Source organism: Leifsonia sp. NPDC058292, from assembly GCF_042880955.1.
Lineage (GTDB): Bacteria > Actinomycetota > Actinomycetes > Actinomycetales > Microbacteriaceae > Leifsonia.
The window spans coordinates 1-19106 of record NZ_JBHVYL010000018.1; the positions used below are offsets into that span (position 1 = coordinate 1).

The following is a 19106-nucleotide window of genomic DNA, read 5'->3' on the forward strand; positions in this document are numbered from 1 at the left end:
GGAACGGCCACATTGGGCGCGGAGGGCGACGTTCGCGGGCGGGATGCGTACCTCTGTGAGGAGGAGCGGGGCGGGTTCGCCGAGCCCGTCCGTTTCGAGCCCGTCCGTTTCGAGCCCGTCCGTTTCCGGCGAGTGTGGCCGTTCCGGTCGAGTGTGGCTGGCATACCGGCCACGCTCGACCGCAACGGCCACATTGGGCGCGAAGGGTCACGTTCGCGGGCGGGATGCGTACCTCTGTGGGGGGAGCGGGGTGGGCTCGCGAGCCCGTCCGTTTCCGGCGGGTGTGGCCGTTCCGGTCGAGTGTGGCTGGCATACCGGCCACACTCGACCGCACCGGCCACGTTCGGCCCGAAGAGTGACACGCAAGAGCCACCTCTTGCCCCAGCGTCTCGAGTAACTTAAGCTGCTGAAGATATGGAATCGACGACCGCTCCCATCCGTCCCCGCCCGCAGTGGCCCACCGACGCCCTCTCGTTCGGCGGCGACTACAGCCCCGAGCAGTGGCCGCGCGAGACCGTGCTCGAAGACATGGCGCTCATGCGCGAGGCGGGCGTCAACCTCGTCACATTGGGCGTGTTCTCGTGGGTCGTGCATGAGCCGCGCGACGGGCAGTTCGACTTCACTTGGATCGACGGGATGCTCGACCTCCTGCACGAGAACGGCATCCGCGTCGACCTGGCCACCCCCACTGCCGCGGTTCCGATGTGGCTGCACCGCCTGCATCCCGAGATCCTGCCGCAGGACGAGACCGGTGTGCCGCTGGCTCCGGGCGGGCGTCTGGGTTGGTGCCCGTCGTCGCCGGTGTTCCGCGAATTCGCCGTGCGCATCGTGGATGAGCTCGCCGCGCACGTCGCTTGCCATCCGGCGATCGCGATGTGGCATGTGAGCAACGAGCTCGGCGGCGGAAACGGTCGCTGCCACTGCCCCGTCTCGCAAGAGCATTTCCGCCGCTGGGTGCAAGCGAAGTACGGCACGGTCGCGGCAGTCAACGAAGCCTGGGGGATGGCCTTCTGGGGCAACTCGTTTTCGTCGTTCGAGGAGATCACGACCCCGCACGGCAAGACCGCGCACAACCCTGGGCAGCTGCTCGACTACGAGCGGTTCTCGTCCGACGCGCTGCTCGAGCACTACCGCGCCGAGCGCGAGGTGCTCAAGCGGCACACGCCCGACATCCCGGTGACCACCAACTTCATGGTCGGCCTCGGCCCCGACGTCGTCGACTACACGCGCTGGGCTGCGGAGATGGACATCGCCGCGAACGACCACTACACGTACGGTCCCGATCCGCTGCGGCACCAAGAGCTGGCGTTCAGTGGCGACCGGATGCGCGGCCTCTCGAACGGCGGACCGTGGATGCTGATGGAGCACGCCGCCGGCGCCGCGAGCTGGCATCCGATCAACCAGCCGAAGAAGCCGGGCGAGCTCGCGCGGCATGCCTTCAGCCATCTCGCGCGCGGATCGAACAGCGTCATGTATTTCCAGTGGAGGGCCTCGAAGTCAGGGACCGAACAGTTCCACTCGGCGATGCTGCCGCACGCCGGGCGCGATTCCCGCATCTTCACCGACATCGTGCGTCTCGGTGGCCAGGTCTCCCGGCTCACCGAACTCATGGACACCACCGTCGCCGACGTGCAGGTCGCCTTCCTGCACGACAACGAGGCCGGCTGGGCGCTGAAGAGCGGACTCAAACCGATCAACCGGCCGCAGTACGCCGACACGGCGCGCGCTCTCCACAACGCGCTGTTCGACCGTGCGGTCACGGTGGATGTGGTGCCGCCCTGGGCGCCCATCGACGGCTACCGGCTCGTGGTCGTGCCTGGACTCTTCCTTGCCTCCCCCGAGACGGCGCGACGGGTCGCCGCGTTCGCCGCCGGCGGCGGGACGGTGCTCGTCACCTGGTTCTCGGGAATCGTCGACGAGCACAACACGGTTCTCACCGGCGGCTACCCCGGCGCCTTCCGCGAGCTGCTCGGCGCGCACAGCGAGGAGTTCTTCCCCCTCACCACGGAGGAGTCGGTGCAGCTCGACAACGGGTGGCGCGGCGTGCGGTGGAGCGAACTGATGCGCACCGACGGCGCTGAGGTCGTCGCGTCGCACGATGGCGGAGACCTCGCCGGGCATCCGGCGATCACCCGGCGGAGCGTCGGCGACGGCGAGGGTGAAGGCGCTGCCTGGTACCTCTCCGTCGACCTCGACCGGCCGAGCCTCGACGAGTTCGTGCATGGCCTCCTCGCGGAGGCGGGGGTGAAGCCGGTCGCGGAGGTGTCGCCCGGCGTCGAGGCGGTGCGGCGCGCATCCGGAGACCGCTCCTATCTCTTCTTGATCAATCATCGGACGGAGGAGGCGCGTGCCCAGGCGTCAGGAGAAGACCTGCTGACCGGAACGGTGCATCACGGCTCGGTGAGCATCGCCCCCGGTGGGGTCGCGGTCATCCGCGAGGCGTGAGGTGCGGGCCGGGGCGCCGCTTCGGTATGACGAGCGGAGTTCCGGTCACCGGGTCGTCGATCACGACGCAGGCCAGGCCGAAGACCTCTTCGACCAGGTCGGCGGTCACGATCCGCCGCGGTTCTCCTTGGGCGACGATGCGTCCCTCTTTCATGGCCACCAGGTGGCTGGCGTAGCGGGCCGCGTGGTTCAGGTCGTGCAGCACCGCGACGATGGTGTTGCCGGCGGCGTTCAGCTCGGCGAAGAGGTCGAGCAGATCGACCTGGTGGGCGATGTCGAGAAAGGTCGTCGGCTCGTCGAGCAGCAGGATGGGCGTCTGCTGCGCGAGCGCCATCGCCGCCCACACGCGCTGCCGCTGCCCGCCCGAGAGCTCGGACATCTGGCGCGCGCGGAGGTCGGCCGTTCCGGTCTCCACCATCGCGGCTTCGACCGCGGCCGCGTCGTCCGAGCTCCACTGGCGGATGAGGCCCTGGTGCGGGTACCGGCCGCGCGCCACAAGATCGGCCACCGTGATCCCCTCGGGCGCGATCGAGCTCTGCGGCAGCAGCCCGATCACGCGCGCCGCCTCCTTCGGGCGATAGTCCGCGATGTCGCGGCCGTCGAGAACGATCCTGCCGTCGGTCGGCGCGAGCAGCCGGGAGAGGGCGCGCAGCAGAGTGGATTTGCCGCACGCGTTGGGTCCGACGATCACGGTGAACGATCCGTCGGGGATGTCGAGGGAGAGCCGTTCGGAGATGACGCGTTTGTCGTAGGCGAGCGTCGCCCTGTCGGCGCGCAGCCGGTGCACGGTGTCGGTCACAGTCGTCGGGCCTCCCGGATGAGCAGGGCGATCAGGTACACCCCGCCGACGACCACGGTCACGATGCCCACCGGCACGGAGCCGGGGATGACGTGCTGGGCGACCAGGTCGGAGGCGAGGAGCAGGAGCGAGCCGGTGGCGGCGGAGGCGCCCACGGGGATGCCGGCACCACGACTGAGGCGCGCGGCGATCTGCGGAGCGGACAGGGCGATGAACGCGATCGGCCCGCAGACCGCCGTCACCACCGCGATCAGAGCGACCCCGACGACCACGACGACGAGCCGGGTGCGCTCCACGGCCACTCCGTGGGCGGTCGCCGAGTCGTCGCCGAGCTCGAGCTGGCGCAGGGGCCGGACCACGAGCACCGTCGCGACACCGAGCACGGCGAGGGGGATGAGCGCGGAGAGCACCTGCTGCCAGTCGACGAGGGCGAGCGATCCGGCACCCCACAGATAGGCGGCCATCGCCACCTCGGTCTTGGCTTTCACGAGCAGGTAGCTGTTGACGCCCGTGAGCATCGCTGTCACCGCGATGCCGACGATGACGAGCCGGAACCCCTGGATGCCGTCGCGCCAGGCCAGCAAGTACACGATGAACGCCGTGATCAGGCCGCCGGCGATCGCCCCGATGCTCTCAGAGACGAACCCGCCGCCCAGCACCGTGAGCGAGACGATCGCACCGGTGTAGGCGCCGGTCGAGAATCCGATGATGTCAGGGGAGCCGAGCGGATTGCGCGTAAGGGTCTGGAAGAGGGCTCCGGATGCGCCGAGCGCGGCCCCGAAGACGATCGCCCCGACCACGCGGGGAGCGCGCCACTCGACGACGACCGTCGTCGCGAAGCCCTGGTCGCCGAACAGGCTGCTGATCACCTCGGGGATGCTGAGCGGGTAGTCGCCGAGGCCGAGCGCCACGAGGCCGAGCACCAGGATGGCCAGCAGCAGCACCGACACGACGATGACGCCGCGCCGCGGAAGGAGCATCCCGCCGCCCGGCCAGCGCACCCGCACCATGGAGCGGCCGGTGCCGAGGCTCACAGCCCGCTCACCCTCTGGCGCCGCACGAGCACGATCAGCACGGGCGCGCCGAGGAAGGCCGTGACGATGCCGACCTGGAGCTCGCCCGGCCAGAGGATCACGCGGCCCACGATGTCCGCGACGAGCAGGAGGATGGGCGCGAGCAGCAGCGAGTATCCGATGATCCAGCGCTGGTCGGGGCCGACGATCCACCGCGCCAGGTGCGGGATCATCAGCCCGACGAACGCGATCGGGCCGGCGACGGCGGTGGCCGCGCCTGCCAGCAGCGTGATGGCGAGGAGAGACAGGGCGCGCGTCGCCGTGACGTTCGCGCCGAGCGATCCCGCCAGGTCGTCACCCAGCGCCACCGCGTTGAGCGCGCGGCCGAGGGCCACCGCCAGCACCACGCCGAGGAGCACGAAGGGCGCGGCGACAGCGATCGCATCCCAGCTGCGGTCCTGCAGTGAGCCCGCACGCCAGGCGATCATGGCGTTGAAGCCTTGAGGATTCGCGAGCAGCATCGCCGAGATGATGCCGCTCAGCACGGCGCCGAGTGCGACACCGGCCAGCGTGATCTGCAGCGGGTTCACCGACCCGCGCCCGGCCGAGCCGATCAGGTACACGGCGACCGTCGTCACCAGCGCGCCGCCCAGGCCGAACCAGACGTACCCGAGCGGGGCCGTGATCCCGAACACCCCGACCGCGATCGCGATGGCGAACGCGGCGCCGAAGTTCACGCCCAGGATGCCGGGATCAGCCAGCGGGTTGCGGGTGACCGCCTGAATGAGCGCCCCTGCGACGCCGATGCCCGCGCCGACCAGCAAACCGGCGATGGTGCGCGGCACGCGGCCCTGCAGCACGACCGTGACATCGGCCGGCGTGCCGCGGCCGAAGAGCGCCTCCCATACGGTGGCCGGTGGGATGCCGCGGGAGCCGACGCTGAGGCTCAGCACCACCACGACGAGAAGCACCGCCACGGTCGCCAGCACCCACACCAGCCGTGTCGGCAGGCGGTGTGCGAGGCCGGCGCTGGGCCGTACGGCGGGGGCGGGAGGGGCAATCACAGCAAGGTTAGCTTAGGCTACCCTTCGTAGTGCTGCCACCTCGCGGCCACTCCCTGCACGTGCAATCGGCGCGCTCCTGCGCCGCGCAAGAAAGGCCAGATCTCCATGAAGCTCTTCCGAACCGCCCTCGTCGCCGCCGCCGTCGCGGTGCTGGCGCTCACGGGTTGCTCCGCCTCCGGCGCGGGCGACACGGGGAGCGGAAGCTCGTCGGCCTCGTCGGCGGGAACGTTCCCGCAGACGGTGAAAACCGCGTTCGGCGATGTGACGGTGAAGTCGGAGCCGAAGCGGATCGTCGCGCTCGGCTGGGGCGACGCGGAGACGGTGCTGGCGCTCGGTGGTCAGCCGGTCGGCGCCTCCGACTGGCTCGCTTTCGGTGGCGACGGCGTCGGCCCCTGGGCCAAGGGTCTGTACAAGAAGTCCCCGAAGATCATCGGCACGCTTGAGCCCTCCTACGAGGCGATCGCGGCGCTCAAGCCCGACCTGATCCTCGACGTGAAAGGCAGTGGCGACAAAGGCCGCCACGATCGTCTGGCCTCGATCGCGACGACCGTGAGCATCCCGAAGGGCGGCGAGAGCTACCTGACCACGATGGAGCAGCAGGTGCACATGATCTCGACCGCGCTCGGTGTTCCCGCCAAGGGGGACAAGCTGCTCGACGACGTCGACGCGCAGTACGCCGCCGTCGAGAAGGCCCACCCCGAGTGGAAGGGGCTCACCGCGACAGCAGCCACCAAGACGAGCGAAGGCTGGGGTGCGTACGCAGAGGGCGGCGGACGCGTCGAGACCCTCGAGCACTTCGGTTTCACGCAGAGCCCGACGATCGCCGCCCTCCCCGTGAGCAGCAACGGTTTCTCCGTCGACATCTCCAGCGAGCAGCTCGACCTGCTGAACGCCGACCTGATCGTTGCGTTCCCCATCTTCATCGACGCGAAGGAGATCACCGAAGACCCGCAGTGGAAGGCACTGAAGACGGTTCAGAGCGGTCATGCCGTGGTCATCGACGGCGACCTCTCCTCGGCCTTCTCCACGGGAACGACACTTTCGACCGGTTACACGATCGACAACCTCGTGCCCCTCATCGACAAGGCTCTGAAGAAGTAGGACTCGGGATGCGCCGGGCCGCTACGCCGCCGGGCCGCTACGCCGCCGGGCCGCTACGCCGCCGGGTCGAAGTGCACGAGCTGTCGCACTTCGACCGGCGACCAGCGGGCCTCGATGAAGCGGCCGGCGATCTCGACGGCGCGGTCCATGCTCACGCAGTCGACGAGGTAGAAGCCGCCGACCCACTCCTTCGCCTCGCTGAACGGTCCGTCCGTTCGGCGTAGGAGGTGCGGCTCGTCGACCGATGTGCGCACGACGACCGCCGCATCCTGGCTCAACTCGTCGGACGCCACCAGCTCGCCCGAGGCGGACAGTTCGGCGAGCACGGCCGCGTGTGTCTTGTCGAGCTCCTCGCGGTGCTCGCCCAGAATGGCGGCCTCGCACTCGGCGTTGTTGTAGATCAAGATCTCGTAACGCATGTTCTCTCCTGTCGTTGGGTGACATGGATACGTCGAACGGGTCGTCGCGTCTTCGACATCCCCCGGCCATCATCTCGGATCGCGCCGGCGCCGGCCGGCTCCGGGGTGGTAGGAAAGAGCGTGCCCATCCCTTCCGAGTTCCCGTTCGACAGTCTGCGACGCAGGCCCGACGTCGAGGCGCCGAACCTGTTCGCGGTGGATGCCGCCGACCGACTCATCCTCGACACCGCGGCACCGGCGCTCGCCGCCGCTGTCCCCAGTGACGGTGATGTCGTCGTGATCGGTGACGCGTACGGCGCTCTCACCCTCGCGGCCGCGTGGGGTGGAGCCCGCGGGATCCGCGTGCACCAGGACGCCCTCACGGGAGCCATCGCGCTCGACGCGAACGCGGCCGAGCTGGGACTTTCCGCAAGCTCTGAGCACAGACCGCTCGATGCCTCGCTGGTCGCGGGAGCCCGCGTCGTGCTGCTGCGGCTTCCGCGGAGCCTGGATGCGCTGGCCGAGACGGCCGCGCTCGTCGCCGAGTACGCGCATCCCGAGGTCGTCGTCTACGCCGGCGGCATGGTGAAGCACATGACCACCGCGATGAACGGTGTGCTCGGCCAGGTTTTCGGGTCGGTGCAGGCGTCGCTCGCGCGCCAGAAGGCGCGGGTGCTCACCGCGACCGACGCGCACCCCGAGGCCGCCGCATCGCTGGAGCCGTGGCCGCGTCGCACGTTCGACGCCGAGCTCTCGCTCTGGGTGTGCGCCCACGGTGCGGCGTTCGCGGGCACATCCGTCGACATCGGCACCCGGCTGCTGCTCGGCGTGATCGACCAGGCGGTTCCGGATGCGCGTGCGGCCATCGACCTCGGTTGCGGCACCGGCGTGCTCGCGACCACCCTCGCGCTGCGTCGGCCGCAGCTCACGGTCACGGCCACCGACCAGTCCGCGGCGGCGGTCGCCTCGGCGGCGGCCACGGCGACCGCCAATCGCGTCGCCGACAGGGTGACGGTCGTGCGCGACGACGCGCTGGCCGCCCAGCCGAACGCGAGCGCCGACCTGATCGTGCTGAACCCGCCGTTCCACATCGGCAGCGCGGTGCACACGGGCATCGCCCACCGGATGTTCGCCGACGCCGCCAGGGTGCTGGCCCCCGGCGGCGAGCTCTGGACTGTCTGGAACTCGCACCTCGGCTACCGGTCGGCGCTGGAGCGGACGGTCGGTCCCACGCGCCAGATCGCGCGCAACGCGAAGTTCACCGTCACCGCATCCCGTCGCGCCTGATTCGCGACTCACAGAAGTTCTTCGGCGATTAACGGGCGCCGATCAGGCTGGGGCAGTAGTTTGAAGACATCTGAGGGTGCACGCCCGACAACGCCGGCTGGGAAGTCGAACCGACCGGACGGCACTGCATGACGACACTCGCACCCACCCTCGGGCCGATCCGCAAGACCGGGCCCAGAATCAGCACCGCTCCGACAGGAACCGGGAGCTACTCCCGCCTGTTGAGCACCGTGCGCGACGCCGGATTGCTACGACGCGCTCGCGCCTTCTACGCGATCGTGTTCGCGAGCCTCGTCGTAGCGCTCGCGGCGGGAATCGCCGGCATGGTTCTGCTCGGCGACAGTTGGTTCCAGCTGCTCATCGCCGCAGCCCTGGGAGTGATATTCACCCAGTTCGCCTTCCTCGGTCACGAGGCGTCGCACCGTCAGATCGCGACCTCGGGGCCCCTCAACGACCGCATGGGACGCGTGCTTGCGACACTGTTCGTCGGCATCAGCTACTCGTGGTGGATGACGAAGCACACCCGTCACCACGCGAACCCGAACACCATCGGCAAAGACCCCGACATCGAGATCGACACGATCTCCTTCATCGAAGAAGACGCGGCGAAGCAGAAGGGCCTGTTCCGGCTCATCACCCGCAAGCAGGGCTACCTCTTCTTTCCGCTGCTCGCGTTCGAGGGCATCAACCTGCACTACCGCTCGTTCGGCACGCTGCTGAAGCGCGGCAAGGTCGACGGTCGCGGCAAAGAGATCACGTTCCTCCTGGTGCGTTTCGCGCTCTACCTCGGTGTCGTCTTCTGGCTCATGCCGTTCGGCATGGCCGTGGCGTTCCTGGGTGTGCAGCTCGCGGTCTTCGGCATCTACATGGGCGCGAGCTTCGCACCCAACCACAAGGGGATGCCCCTGATCGAGCCGGGTGTGAAGGTCGACTTCCTCGGTCGCCAGGTTCTGACCTCCCGCAACATCGAAGGTTTCGGCACCACCGCGTTCATGGGCGGCCTCAACTACCAGGTCGAGCACCACCTGTTCCCGAGCATGCCGCGCACGCACCTCCGCAAGGCGGCGGCGATCGTGCGCGAGCACTGCGAGGCCGAGAACATCCCCTACACGCAGACCACGCTCATCCGCTCCTACGCGATCGTGATCGACTACCTGAACCGCGTCGGCCTCTCCGCCCGCGACCCGTTCGACTGCCCCGCCGCCGCCACGCTGCGCTGACGCGCTGCGCTGACGCGCTGCGCTGACGCGCTGCGCTGACGCGCCTTCTCGGCGAGTGTGGCCGTTCCGGTCGAGAGTGCCCGGCATACCTGCCACTCTCGACCGCACCGGCCACATTCGCGGCGCATACCCCTTGCCGCTAGCGCGCCGCCGGTGTCACTCGCGACGGAGCGAGTGTCGGCGAATCGACCGCCTCGCCTCTGGCCGTGGCGCCCCGTCAGAACTAGGGTCGTGGTGAGTCCGGCGTCGACGCTGGGCCGGGGAGATGACCGCTATGTGTCGTTGGCTGGCTTACTCAGGGGAACCGCTCAGACCGTCCACCCTCATCCTCGACGCCCAGCATTCGCTGGTCGCCCAGTCGCTCAACTCGCCCCTCGGGGCCGAGACGGTGAACGGCGACGGTTTCGGGCTCGGCTGGTATCCGGACGGCGCGGTGGCGGGCAGTGTTCCGGCGCTGTTCCACAGCATCGAGCCTGCCTGGCATGACGAGAACCTTCGCGAACTGGCCGAGAACATCGCCAGCCCCCTGTTCTTCGGGCACGTGCGCGCGGCCGCTGGGCCGCCCATCCAGCAGACCAACTGCCATCCGTTCCGCTACGACAACTGGATGTTCATGCACAACGGGTTCCTCAGCGGCTTCGAGCGGTACAAGCGCGATCTGGTGCTCGCCGTCGACCCCGAGCTGTATCCGCTGATCCACGGCACCACCGATTCGGAGGTGCTCTTCTATCTGGCGCTGACCCTCGGCCTCCGCGACGATCCGGTGGCCGGCGTCGAGGCCGCCCTGCGCAAGGTCGAGGCGGTGGCGCGCGACCACGATGTCGCTTTCCCCGTGCAGGCGACGATCGCCGTGTCCGACGGTGCGACCCTGTGGGCGTTCCGCTACTCGACGCAGGGTATGACGCGCACGCTGTTCCACTCGGTCGACATCCCGACGCTGCACCAGCTGTACCCGGATGCGGAGCGCCTGCGGGTCTTCGGCCCCCGCGCCCGCGTCGTCGTCTCCGAACCCCTCAACGACCTGCCGGGAACGTTCGTCGAAGTGCAGGAGTCGACGGCCACGATCCTCGATGCCGCGGGTGGCTACGACTACCGGCCGATCATGGCTGCCTGAGACCGGTCGGCCTTGGCGGCCGGGGTCAGCCTTTGGGGATGGCCACGCTGCGGTCGACGATGCCGGCGGCGACAGCGGACAGGCCCAGGCGGTTGGTTCGGGCGTAGGCCCGGATGATCGCGAAGGCATCGTCCACCGGGATGCCGTGCATGTGCGCGATGACGCCTTTCGCCTGTTCGATCACCACCCGGCTGTCGAGAGCGTGCTGCAACTGCTCGCGCACGACCAGGTTCTCGGCCAGGGTGCGCTCGTGCAGGATGCCGATGGTGGCGACGTCGGCGAACGCCTGCGCGGCGACGATGTCGTCTTCGGGGAAGTCGCCTGCTTCATCCCGGAGAAGATTGAGGGTGCCGATCGTCGTGTCCCGTAACCGCATCGGCACGGCGTGAACGGAGGCGAAGCCCTGGGCGAGCGCTTCGTCGCGGAATCGTCGCCACTGGGGCGGCGCCGCGGCGATGTCGTTGAGCGACACGGTGCGCCCCGTCAGGTAGCTCTCGATGCAGGGGCCCGCATCCGCGCTGAGCTGCATGAGCTCGACCAGTCGACTCGCCTCGCTCGTCGAGGCGAGCAGCTCGAGCTCCCCTCGTTCGTTGGCGAGCAGCACACCGGACGCCGTCGCGTCGAGCAGGTCGCTGCAGCTGTCGACGAGGGTCTGCAACAGGTCGACGACGTCGTAGTCGGCGACCAGGGTGTCTGCGAGGGTCGCGAAGGCTCGCAGGAGGCGTTGCTCGCGGCCGGTCTCGGTCATTCCGATTCCTCGATCCTGCCCTGCCGCACCGAGAAGTCGATGCGGCCGTCGAGGATGTCGCGGGAGACATCCATCATCGACCGGTCATTCGAGAACGCGTGCCCTTGGATCACCAGGCGTGCGTCGTCGGCGCTGATGTCGAGTTGCGCGAGTACGACGCCGGTCGCCTGGTGCACAATGCGGCGGGAATACGGATTGCCGACGTCGTCCGTGTACTCGTCGCTCGAGCGGGACAGGGCATCCTGCAACACCCGGCGGGCGACGAGGTCTGCCATCTCCGACGCCCGCTTGCTCTGCGTCGGATCGAGCACCGCCGGGATGAGGGAGTACATGTCGACGGCACCGATCTTCAACGGCCCGACCTGCAGCGGAAACGCGAACAGGGCGCCGATCCGATCGTCGCCGATGGCTGCGGCGAAAGCGGGCCACGAGCTGGATGCGCGTGTGCGGAGATCGGGTTCGAGCACAGGGGCCGAGTGTCGGAGGGCGTCCCAGCACGGCCCCTCGCCCAGATCGAACTGCACTTCGTCGAGCCGGGCGGCCTGCGCGTCGCTCGCGTCGATCGTCTCGGAGCCGAGCACATCGCCCAGGGTCGAAACCGCGGCGCCCGTCACCTCGAAGGCTCGCACGAACGGTCGTGCATAGGCACGACCTGACTCCGAGCGGTTCCGCAGTCGGCTCATCTCCTCGGAGAAGCGTTCGCCTTCACTATCCACGGTCGGCCTCCGCCTCACTCATGGTTCCAGGGTACGGCTTCTACTGGGTGCGGACCCCGTCTTCGAAGGTTTCGTCGAACTTCTCGGCCGCTCCATGCGATGGACGGTACGCCGGGATGCCGCAGCCGGCCACCCGGCTGAGTCAGAACGCCTCGGCGGACTCCGTCGTGAGGTGCGCGGTCTCCTCCGTCACGACAAGGCCGCGCGCGCTGTTCGAGGCGAGCGTCAGCGATTCGAGCCACTCCCGGTTGATCGAGAGCGCGGCGCCTTCCTCGTACCTGAACATCAGGGGGAGGGCCGGATCGACCCAGATGGTCACCCGGCCACTGCCGGCGTTGGTGTCTTCCCGCCAAGTAAGGTAGAAGCCTTCCCGTCGTCGCAGCTTCAGCCCCGCCACGATCTGCAAATGCGCGAGCAGCCTGTCTTCGAACTCGATCACCTGGTGGCCGCCGTACACGAGCACACCCATGATTCCCGCTCCCCTCCGACCCCGGATGCGAGCGCACCGAAGTACCCTCCTGATCGGGGTCCGGGATCGCAGAGGGCGGTTCAGCACTGCGACGGTGCACACCAATTCTCTCGCAGAATCGCTGAGACGCCAGGGTCGATTCGGCGGCGGATCACGCGTCGGCAGAGAAGGGAACGGTGCGCGCCCACGTTGGCACGAAGAGCGCGCACCGCCCGTTCGCCGCTCAGCTCGTGCGAGCTCCGCGGCGGTTCGGCTGCTCGATCTCGGCGGCATCGACGAACGTGTGGGCGATCGACCGCCCGTCGACCTCGAGCCAGAGATGGAGCCTCGCGGGGCCGCTCGGAGCGGGCAAGCGCAGACTGACGGGCTCCGACACGGCGAACGGCTCGACCGTTTGCGGCGCCCGCGCATCCACCGCCTCGCGGCTCGCCGGTGGCAGCGGTGAACCCGGAGCAGACCAGGCCGCGTGCAGAACCGCGTCGATGCTCGTCTCGCCGTGGTGCGAGACGCGCACATCCAACACCAGAGGCTCGCTGGGAACCGGGATGTCTGCGCCGGCGCGCTGGGGCACGAGGTCGACCACGAGAACCGTGTCGGCGTTGCTGTCGGCCGGGTTCAAGCCGCCCCAGTCTTTGCGGCGGCGCTCGGTGTCGAGCAGACCCGCCATCTCGTGCTCCACATCCGTGAGCTCGGTGTAGACGTAGCCGGCGAACCGGTCGTGGCGGCGGATCTCCTGGGTCTGCCACCGCACGTGCCAGGCCCGTTCGAGGCTGGTGAACCCGGCCCCGAACTCGCTGTTCAGAATCGGCACGCCTGCGCGCGGGAAGTCGGCCGACCCGTAGAAGGATTTGTCGACGAAGAAGTCGGGGCCGAGCTTGACCTCGAACGTCTCCTTCTCGCCGCTCGCGAGGGCGGCGAGGTTCGCCGCCCACTTCGCGGGGTCTTCGTCGTAGTAGTGCCAGTCGACGAGGTCGGTGCGCACATGCGACCATCCCGAGTTCTCGACGATCGGGCGCGAACGGTCGAGCGCGCGCATCGTCTCGTAGGCGTGCACGGCGGCATCGGCGCGTTCGCTGCTCCCCGGGATGTCCCAGTCGAGACCCCACTCCTCGTTGTACAGTCCCCACACGACGATGGAGGGATGGTTGCCGTCGCGCTGCACAAGATCGGGGAGCTGCTCTTCGAACGCCTGCGCCGCTTCGGGAGTGAAACGGCTGGGGCAGGCGGGTTCCGCCCAGACGAGCATGCCCATCCGGTCGGCCTCGTGCAGCCATCGCGGCTCCTCGAACTTGAGGTGTTTGCGCACGAGGTTGAAGCCGAGCTCGCGGGCCAGGTCGAGGTCGCGCACGAGCGAGACGTCGTCCGGTGCCGTCAGGCCGGACTCGGGCCAGTAGCCCTGATCCAGCACCCCGCGGACGTAGAGGCGGCGACCGTTGAGGTAGAGGCTCTCGCCGCGCGTCTCGATGCTGCGCAGCCCGGCGGTCGCCACCACGCGGTCGGCTGCGGCGCCATCGCCGACGCGGAACTTGATCGAGTACAGCTGCGGGTCGGCCGGGCTCCAGAGCCGCGGATCCTCCAGGGCGAGGATGCCCTCGAACCGGCCGTCCGCATCCGCGACGATGGTCGTCTGCCTGCCCTCGACCGTGACGACGACGGATGCACCGGCGGCGGCATCCCCCGCCACGGAGCCCGAGACGGCGAACTCCGTCAGCGAGTCTCCGCGTACGGCCGCGGCGGCGACGTAGGTGCGGCCGCGCGCTTCGAGCCAGACCGACTGCCAGATTCCCGAGGTCGGTGTGAACGAGACGCCGTCGTAGTCGTCCTGCGGGATGGAGCGCTGCTTGCCGTGCGGGATGGCCCGCTTGTCGGCAGGGGCGTGCACCTCGACGGCCAGTTCGGCGGGCTCACCGGGCGTCACGAACTCGGTGATGTCGAACTCGAACGAGGTGTACCCGCCCGTGTGAACGCCGACCAGCTGCCCGTCGACCAGAACGCGGGCGACGTGGTGCACAGCCCCGAAGCTGAGGATGACGCGGCTGCCGTTCCACTCCGTCGGCACGGTGACCGCTCGCCGGTAGACGGCGCTCTCCAGCCAGGTGCGGTGCACGGTCGACGCGCTCGTCTCCCAGGCGAAGGGCACGACGATCGACGTGGGCTCGCCGCCTGCGGGCTCGAACCCCCAGTCGCCGTTGAGGGTGAGCCAGCGCTCGGATCGGTCGAAGTCGGGCCGCGGATACTCGGGCTTCGGGACGGACATGGGGTGAGTGCCTTTCGTTCGTTCGGCGCGCATGCGATCAGCCTTTGACGCTGCCGGCGAGGATGCCGTTGATGAAGTGCTTCTGGAGCACGATGAAAAGGATGAGCAGTGGGATGAGCGCGACCGAGCTCGCGGCGAGCAGTTCACCGGTGACGGTCGCGTAGTCGGCGCCCACCTTGTTGCCGGAGATGTTCTGCGCCAGCGTCGAGAGCACGACCTGCAGGGTCGCCATCTTGCTCGAACTGGCGACGACCACCGGCCACACGAAGTCGTTGTAGATGTTCATGATCGTGAGCACGGCGAGGCCGGCGAGGCCGGGACGGATGACCGGCACGACGATGCGCCAGAAGATGCCGAACTCGCCGCACCCGTCGACGCGGGCGGCGTCGAGCAGCTCGTCGGGCACGGCGGCGATGACCTGGCGCATCCAGAAGATCGCGAATGCGTCGACCGAGCCGGGGAGGATCAGCGCCTGGTAGGTGTTCACCCAGCCGAGCTCCTTCATCTCGAGCAGCAGCGGGATGATCAGCACGATCGTCGGCAGCATGAGCGTCAGCAGCACGGTCGCGAAGATGATGTTTTTGCCGCGGAAGTCGTACTTGGCGAAGGCGTACGCGGCGAGCGGCGCACAGAACAGGGTGATCGCGCCTTTCACGACCAGCACGATGCCGGTGTTGAGAAAGCCGGATGCGATCGGCACGTCCTGGAACATCCCGCGAAAGTTGTCGAGCGTGAACGTCGACGGGTCGAAGCCGAGCGGGTCGCGGATGATGTCGCCGGCCGGCTTGAAGGCCGACAGCACGGCCCACACGACGGGAGCGAGGAAGGCGACCGTGAGCACCATCAGGAACACATTCGATCCGATGAGCGGCCGGCGGCTGATGCGGCGCGTGGTGGGCGCAGGGGTGGGAGCGGTGGTCGTGGTCACGGTTCAGTCCTTCGCGCGCAGGAGTCGCACGAACCCGAGCGACAGCGCCATGACGACGATGACGAGCAGGAACGAGTTGGCAGCGCCGGTGCCGAGGTCGGCTCGGGTGATGTGGTTGTAGAGGAAGAGGCCGGCGGTCGTGGTGGAGCCGTACGGGCCTCCCTTCGTGACGACGAACGGCTCGGCGAACATCTGGAACACCGCGAGGGTCTGCAGCACGACGGCGAACATGATCGTGCGCCGAAGCAGCGGAACCGTGATGCTCCAGACCTGTCGCACCCGGCCTGCGCCGTCGATCGAGGCGGCCTCATAGATGTTGGAGTCGATCGATTGCAGACCCGACAGCAGGATGATGATGATGAAGCCGCTCGTCTTCCAGAGAAAGAGGAGCGCCAGTGTCGGCTTCGCCCACTGACTGGTGACGAGCCATCCCACATCGGGCAGTCCCACGATGTTGAGCAGCCCGTTCACCGCGCCGTAGTTCTGGTCGAAGAGCACGATCCAGATCTGGGCAACAGCGACGAGCGGTGTGACGAACGGAACGATGAAGGCCACCCGGTAGAACCCGCGCAGACGCAGCTTGGCATTGTCGAGCAGCACGGCGACGACGACCGACACCACGATCTGGATGGGCACGATCAGCAGCCAGAGGATGCCCGAGTTCGCCAGCGACGACCAGAAGGCCTTGCTGCCGAGCAGGTAGGTGTAGTTGCCGAGGCCGACCCATTCCGCCGCACCGGATCCGTGCCAGTTCGTGAAGCTCAAGCGCAACGTGAACACGAGCGGATAGATGCTGAACGCGAGGAAGATGGCGACGAACGGCAGCACGAACAGGTAGGGCGCGAGCGCTCTGCGGACCGAGTAGCCTCTGCTGCCCCGTTTCACGGGAGGCGGCGCCGTCGGTGCGGCTGTCATTGTCGTCACGGGTGTTCCTCGGATAGGCGGTCGGGTCGGCCCGGCATGGCTACTGGCGGTCGATCAGGTTTGACTGGATGTCGCTCGACGACTGCTCGATGACCTGGTCGGGCGTGAGCGATCCGTCGAGCATCTTCTGGATGTCGTTGCCGAGATAGTCGACGGCGCCCGCCCACCAGGTCGGCAGCGGCGCTCCGCCGGGGATCTCCTTGCCGGCCTCGATGGCGGTCGACCAGAGATCCTGGTTTCCCATCGCCTCGATCGGCTTGAACAGCGGCTTGTCGGGGTTCGCGGCCGGCTCATAGGCGGGGATGGATGTGTTCAGTCCGCCGGGGTAGACGTCGTTCGGCCCGTAGACGGCGGTGTATCCGGCCTCGTCGTACATGAGGAACTTGTAGAACAGCCAGGCCAGCTGGGAGTTCTTGCCGTCTTTCGGGAGCACGAACGACGAGCCGCCCATGGCTCCGCTTCGTGCGCCGCCGTCTTTCCACGCAGGGAGCGGCATGGCCTTCCAGTCGCCCTTCGTCGCCGTCAGCTGCTGCTGCGGGGCGAAGTCGAACCAGATCGACCACGGGTAGAAGACCTCGTCACCGGAGTCGAGCGCACCGATGTCGCTCGGGCTGAGGTATTCGGCGCGGGTGCCGAGGCCCTGCTTCTGAACCTCGTCGAGCCATCCGAGGATCTGCTTGTACTCGGGCGAATCGAGGCGCAGCTTGCCGTCGGCGTCGGCGATGCTCGTGCCGAGCTGGCTCGCGTACATCTCCAGCTGCAGCTGCCCGAGGAAGGCGCTCTGCTCCAGGTGGATGGGCTTCGATCCCGGCTTGTAGGCCTGATACTTCTTGCCCGCGGCGACGAGGTCGTCGTAGGTCTTGATCGAGGCCGGGTCGATGCCGGCCGCGGTCAGCGCCTTCTCGTTGTAGAACAGGAGCCCCGGGTCGAGGTCGAAGGGAACGCCGTAGATGCCACCCTTGACCGTGTTGACGTCGACCTTCTGCTTGGCGATGTCTTTCGTGTACGGCGCGAGCACATCTTTGAGGTTCCAGAGGTAGTCGGCATACCCTCCGACCTTCGCGTCGTCGAGGAAGACGCCGTCGGGCACCTCGGTGCCTGTGATGAGGGTGTTCTGCAGCTTGGCGTCGATGTCGACAGCCTCGTGGTTGACCTTGATGTCGGGGTAGACCTTGTTGAAGTCGGCGATGGCGGCGTCGAAGACTTTGAAGAGGTCGCCGGAGCGGTCCCAGATCGTGATCTCGCCTTTCGGGGACTTCTCGGTCGGGGCTGTGAGCACCGTGCTCGAAGCGCTGGGCGCCGCGGAGCCGATGTCGGGTCCGCAGCCGGAGAGGCCGACGGCGACCAGGCCGGCTGTTCCGAGGGCGACGATCCGCGTGATCGCGGCCTTGCGCCCTCTCGGGTTCGTGAACTTCATGACACTCCTTTGTGCGGGGTTTGCCAACGTATGCAAAACGCTACAGGACGTTTGCATCCGTTGCAAACGCTAGGATGAATCGTCTACTGGCGGGAGGGGTACAGCATGCCGGCAACGCTTCGGGATGTCGCCGAGCGGGCGCAGGTCTCCGTGCGCACCGTCTCGAATGTCGTGAGCGGATACGAGCACGTGAGTGCGAAGATGCGGGCTCGTGTGCAGCAGGCCATCGAAGAGCTCGACTATCGACCGAACCCTGTCGCCCGCACGCTGCGTACGGGCCGCACCGGCTTGCTCGCGCTCGTGGTGCCCGAGATCGATGTGCCGTACTTCGGCGAGTTGGCCCGGGATGTCATCACCGCGGCCGCCGAGGTCGGCTACCAGGTGATGATCGACCAGACCGGGCACGACCACGACCGCGAACAAGACCTCCTCCGCGGCACCGACCGCAACATGCTGTTCGATGGGATGCTGTTCGCGCCGCTCGCGACCGAGGCCGAGCTCAGCGAGGTGAACGCGTCGCAGAGCATGCCGCTCGTGCTGCTCGGTGAGCACACGTTCGACGGACGGTTCGACCACGTCGCCATCGACAACGTGCGCGCGGCAGCCGACGCCACGACGCACCTGATCGACATCGGCCGCGCCCGCATAGCGGCCATCGGCACGCAGCCCAAGGAGCACTACACCACCCCGTTGCAGCGCACGGAGGGATACGAGAGGGCGCTGGAGCGAGCGGGTCTCGAGCACGACCCGGCCCTCGTCCGCGCGGCGGACCACTACAGTCGCGCCGACGGCTACGCGGCAGCGACCTCCCTGCTGTCTCAGTCGCCCAGACCGGATGCGATCTTCTGCTACTCCGATCTGCTCGCGATGGGTGCAGCGCGCGCGGTCTTCGACGCCGGGCTGCAGGTGCCCGACGACATCGCCATCATCGGGATCGACGACATCGAAGAGGGGCGCTACGCGCGGCCCTCGCTCAGCACGGTCTCGTTGGACACGCCCTTCATCGCCGAGCAGGCGATAGCGCGGATCGCGGCGCGGATCGACGACCCCGGTCTGCCGACGCAGGAGATCGTCGCGCCTCACATCCTGCTGCCCAGGGAGAGCACGGGAGCGCGCAGCGATGCCCGCGATCCCGCTATTGCAACGATTGCAAATTAATGGCACCCTGATCTGCAACGTCGGCAAAGAGGCTGGCGCTCGAGATTG

At 68.2% G+C, this 19106-nt stretch carries 17 protein-coding genes; 6 read left to right on the plus strand and 11 right to left on the minus strand.

The features are described 5' to 3' along the window. The first annotated feature begins 414 nt into the window (after positions 1-414). Positions 415-2445 carry a beta-galactosidase gene (locus ACFVWR_RS11340; RefSeq protein ID WP_387211514.1) on the plus strand — a complete coding sequence of 677 codons (2031 nt, stop codon included), beginning with the start codon at positions 415-417 and terminating at the stop codon, positions 2443-2445. On the opposite strand, the gene ACFVWR_RS11345 is transcribed toward ACFVWR_RS11340, so the two are convergent. The 3 genes from ACFVWR_RS11345 to ACFVWR_RS11355 are packed head-to-tail and all read right to left on the minus strand — an operon-like array spanning position 2429 to position 5321. Continuing rightward, positions 2429-3244, minus strand: a complete 816-nt coding sequence (locus ACFVWR_RS11345; RefSeq protein ID WP_387211517.1) for an ABC transporter ATP-binding protein — start codon at positions 3242-3244, stop codon at positions 2429-2431. The two genes, ACFVWR_RS11340 and ACFVWR_RS11345, sit on opposite strands and share 17 nt — an antisense overlap. Then, on the minus strand, positions 3241-4278 hold the full coding sequence (locus tag ACFVWR_RS11350; RefSeq protein ID WP_387211521.1) for a FecCD family ABC transporter permease: 1038 nt from the start codon (positions 4276-4278) through the stop codon (positions 3241-3243). The genes ACFVWR_RS11345 and ACFVWR_RS11350 overlap by 4 nt, the downstream gene beginning before the upstream one ends. Further along, positions 4275-5321, minus strand: a complete 1047-nt coding sequence (locus tag ACFVWR_RS11355; protein ID WP_387211524.1) for an iron chelate uptake ABC transporter family permease subunit — start codon at positions 5319-5321, stop codon at positions 4275-4277. Before ACFVWR_RS11355 ends, ACFVWR_RS11350 begins: the two co-directional genes overlap by 4 nt. Before the next feature lie 105 nt (positions 5322-5426). Here ACFVWR_RS11355 and ACFVWR_RS11360 point away from each other — a divergent pair, with 105 nt between their 5' ends. Next, entirely contained in the window at positions 5427-6422 is a 996-nt protein-coding gene (locus ACFVWR_RS11360) for an iron-siderophore ABC transporter substrate-binding protein (RefSeq protein ID WP_387211527.1), read from the plus strand. A gap of 53 nt (positions 6423-6475) precedes the next feature. On the opposite strand, the gene ACFVWR_RS11365 is transcribed toward ACFVWR_RS11360, so the two are convergent. Beyond that, positions 6476-6841 carry a YciI family protein gene (locus ACFVWR_RS11365; protein ID WP_387211530.1) on the minus strand — a complete coding sequence of 122 codons (366 nt, stop codon included), beginning with the start codon at positions 6839-6841 and terminating at the stop codon, positions 6476-6478. A gap of 120 nt (positions 6842-6961) precedes the next feature. On the opposite strand from ACFVWR_RS11365, the gene ACFVWR_RS11370 reads away from it, so the two are divergent. From ACFVWR_RS11370 to ACFVWR_RS11380, 3 genes are all read left to right on the plus strand, one after another. After that, the gene (locus ACFVWR_RS11370; protein ID WP_387211532.1) at positions 6962-8107 is read left to right on the plus strand and encodes a class I SAM-dependent methyltransferase; all 1146 of its coding nucleotides are present in this window, start codon (positions 6962-6964) and stop codon (positions 8105-8107) included. A gap of 128 nt (positions 8108-8235) precedes the next feature. Continuing rightward, positions 8236-9327: a fatty acid desaturase family protein gene (locus ACFVWR_RS11375; RefSeq protein WP_387211535.1), complete on the plus strand. Its 1092-nt coding sequence runs from the start codon at positions 8236-8238 to the stop codon at positions 9325-9327. 274 nt (positions 9328-9601) lie between these two features. Beyond that, positions 9602-10441, plus strand: a complete 840-nt coding sequence (locus ACFVWR_RS11380) for a class II glutamine amidotransferase (RefSeq protein ID WP_387211538.1) — start codon at positions 9602-9604, stop codon at positions 10439-10441. Between the two features lie 25 nt (positions 10442-10466). Here ACFVWR_RS11380 and ACFVWR_RS11385 read toward each other — a convergent pair whose 3' ends face one another. The 7 genes from ACFVWR_RS11385 to ACFVWR_RS11415 all read right to left on the minus strand — a co-directional run bounded on the left by ACFVWR_RS11385 (position 10467) and on the right by ACFVWR_RS11415 (position 17900). After that, on the minus strand, positions 10467-11189 hold the full coding sequence (locus ACFVWR_RS11385; RefSeq protein ID WP_387211541.1) for an ANTAR domain-containing protein: 723 nt from the start codon (positions 11187-11189) through the stop codon (positions 10467-10469). Further along, a complete protein-coding gene (locus tag ACFVWR_RS11390) occupies positions 11186-11818 on the minus strand; it encodes a GAF and ANTAR domain-containing protein (protein WP_387211544.1) in 633 nt (210 codons plus the stop codon). Before ACFVWR_RS11390 ends, ACFVWR_RS11385 begins: the two co-directional genes overlap by 4 nt. 229 nt (positions 11819-12047) lie before the next feature. After that, entirely contained in the window at positions 12048-12374 is a 327-nt protein-coding gene (locus ACFVWR_RS11395; RefSeq protein WP_387211547.1) for an ATP-dependent DNA ligase, read from the minus strand. A 223-nt stretch (positions 12375-12597) separates the two neighbouring features. Further along, positions 12598-14631 (minus strand): glycoside hydrolase family 2 protein, encoded by a 2034-nt coding sequence (locus ACFVWR_RS11400; protein ID WP_387211550.1) that lies wholly within the window; start codon positions 14629-14631, stop codon positions 12598-12600. Between the two features lie 37 nt (positions 14632-14668). Further along, positions 14669-15559 (minus strand): carbohydrate ABC transporter permease, encoded by an 891-nt coding sequence (locus ACFVWR_RS11405; RefSeq protein WP_387211553.1) that lies wholly within the window; start codon positions 15557-15559, stop codon positions 14669-14671. A gap of 3 nt (positions 15560-15562) precedes the next feature. Further along, complete coding sequence (locus tag ACFVWR_RS11410) at positions 15563-16474, minus strand: carbohydrate ABC transporter permease (RefSeq protein ID WP_387211708.1); 912 nt, start codon at positions 16472-16474, stop codon at positions 15563-15565. 49 nt (positions 16475-16523) lie between these two features. Beyond that, positions 16524-17900 (minus strand): ABC transporter substrate-binding protein, encoded by a 1377-nt coding sequence (locus ACFVWR_RS11415; RefSeq protein ID WP_387211556.1) that lies wholly within the window; start codon positions 17898-17900, stop codon positions 16524-16526. Positions 17901-18005: 105 nt separating this feature from the next. Between ACFVWR_RS11415 and ACFVWR_RS11420 the strand changes: the two genes are divergently transcribed. Further along, entirely contained in the window at positions 18006-19058 is a 1053-nt protein-coding gene (locus ACFVWR_RS11420; protein ID WP_387211559.1) for a LacI family DNA-binding transcriptional regulator, read from the plus strand. Positions 19059-19106 lie beyond the last annotated feature (48 nt).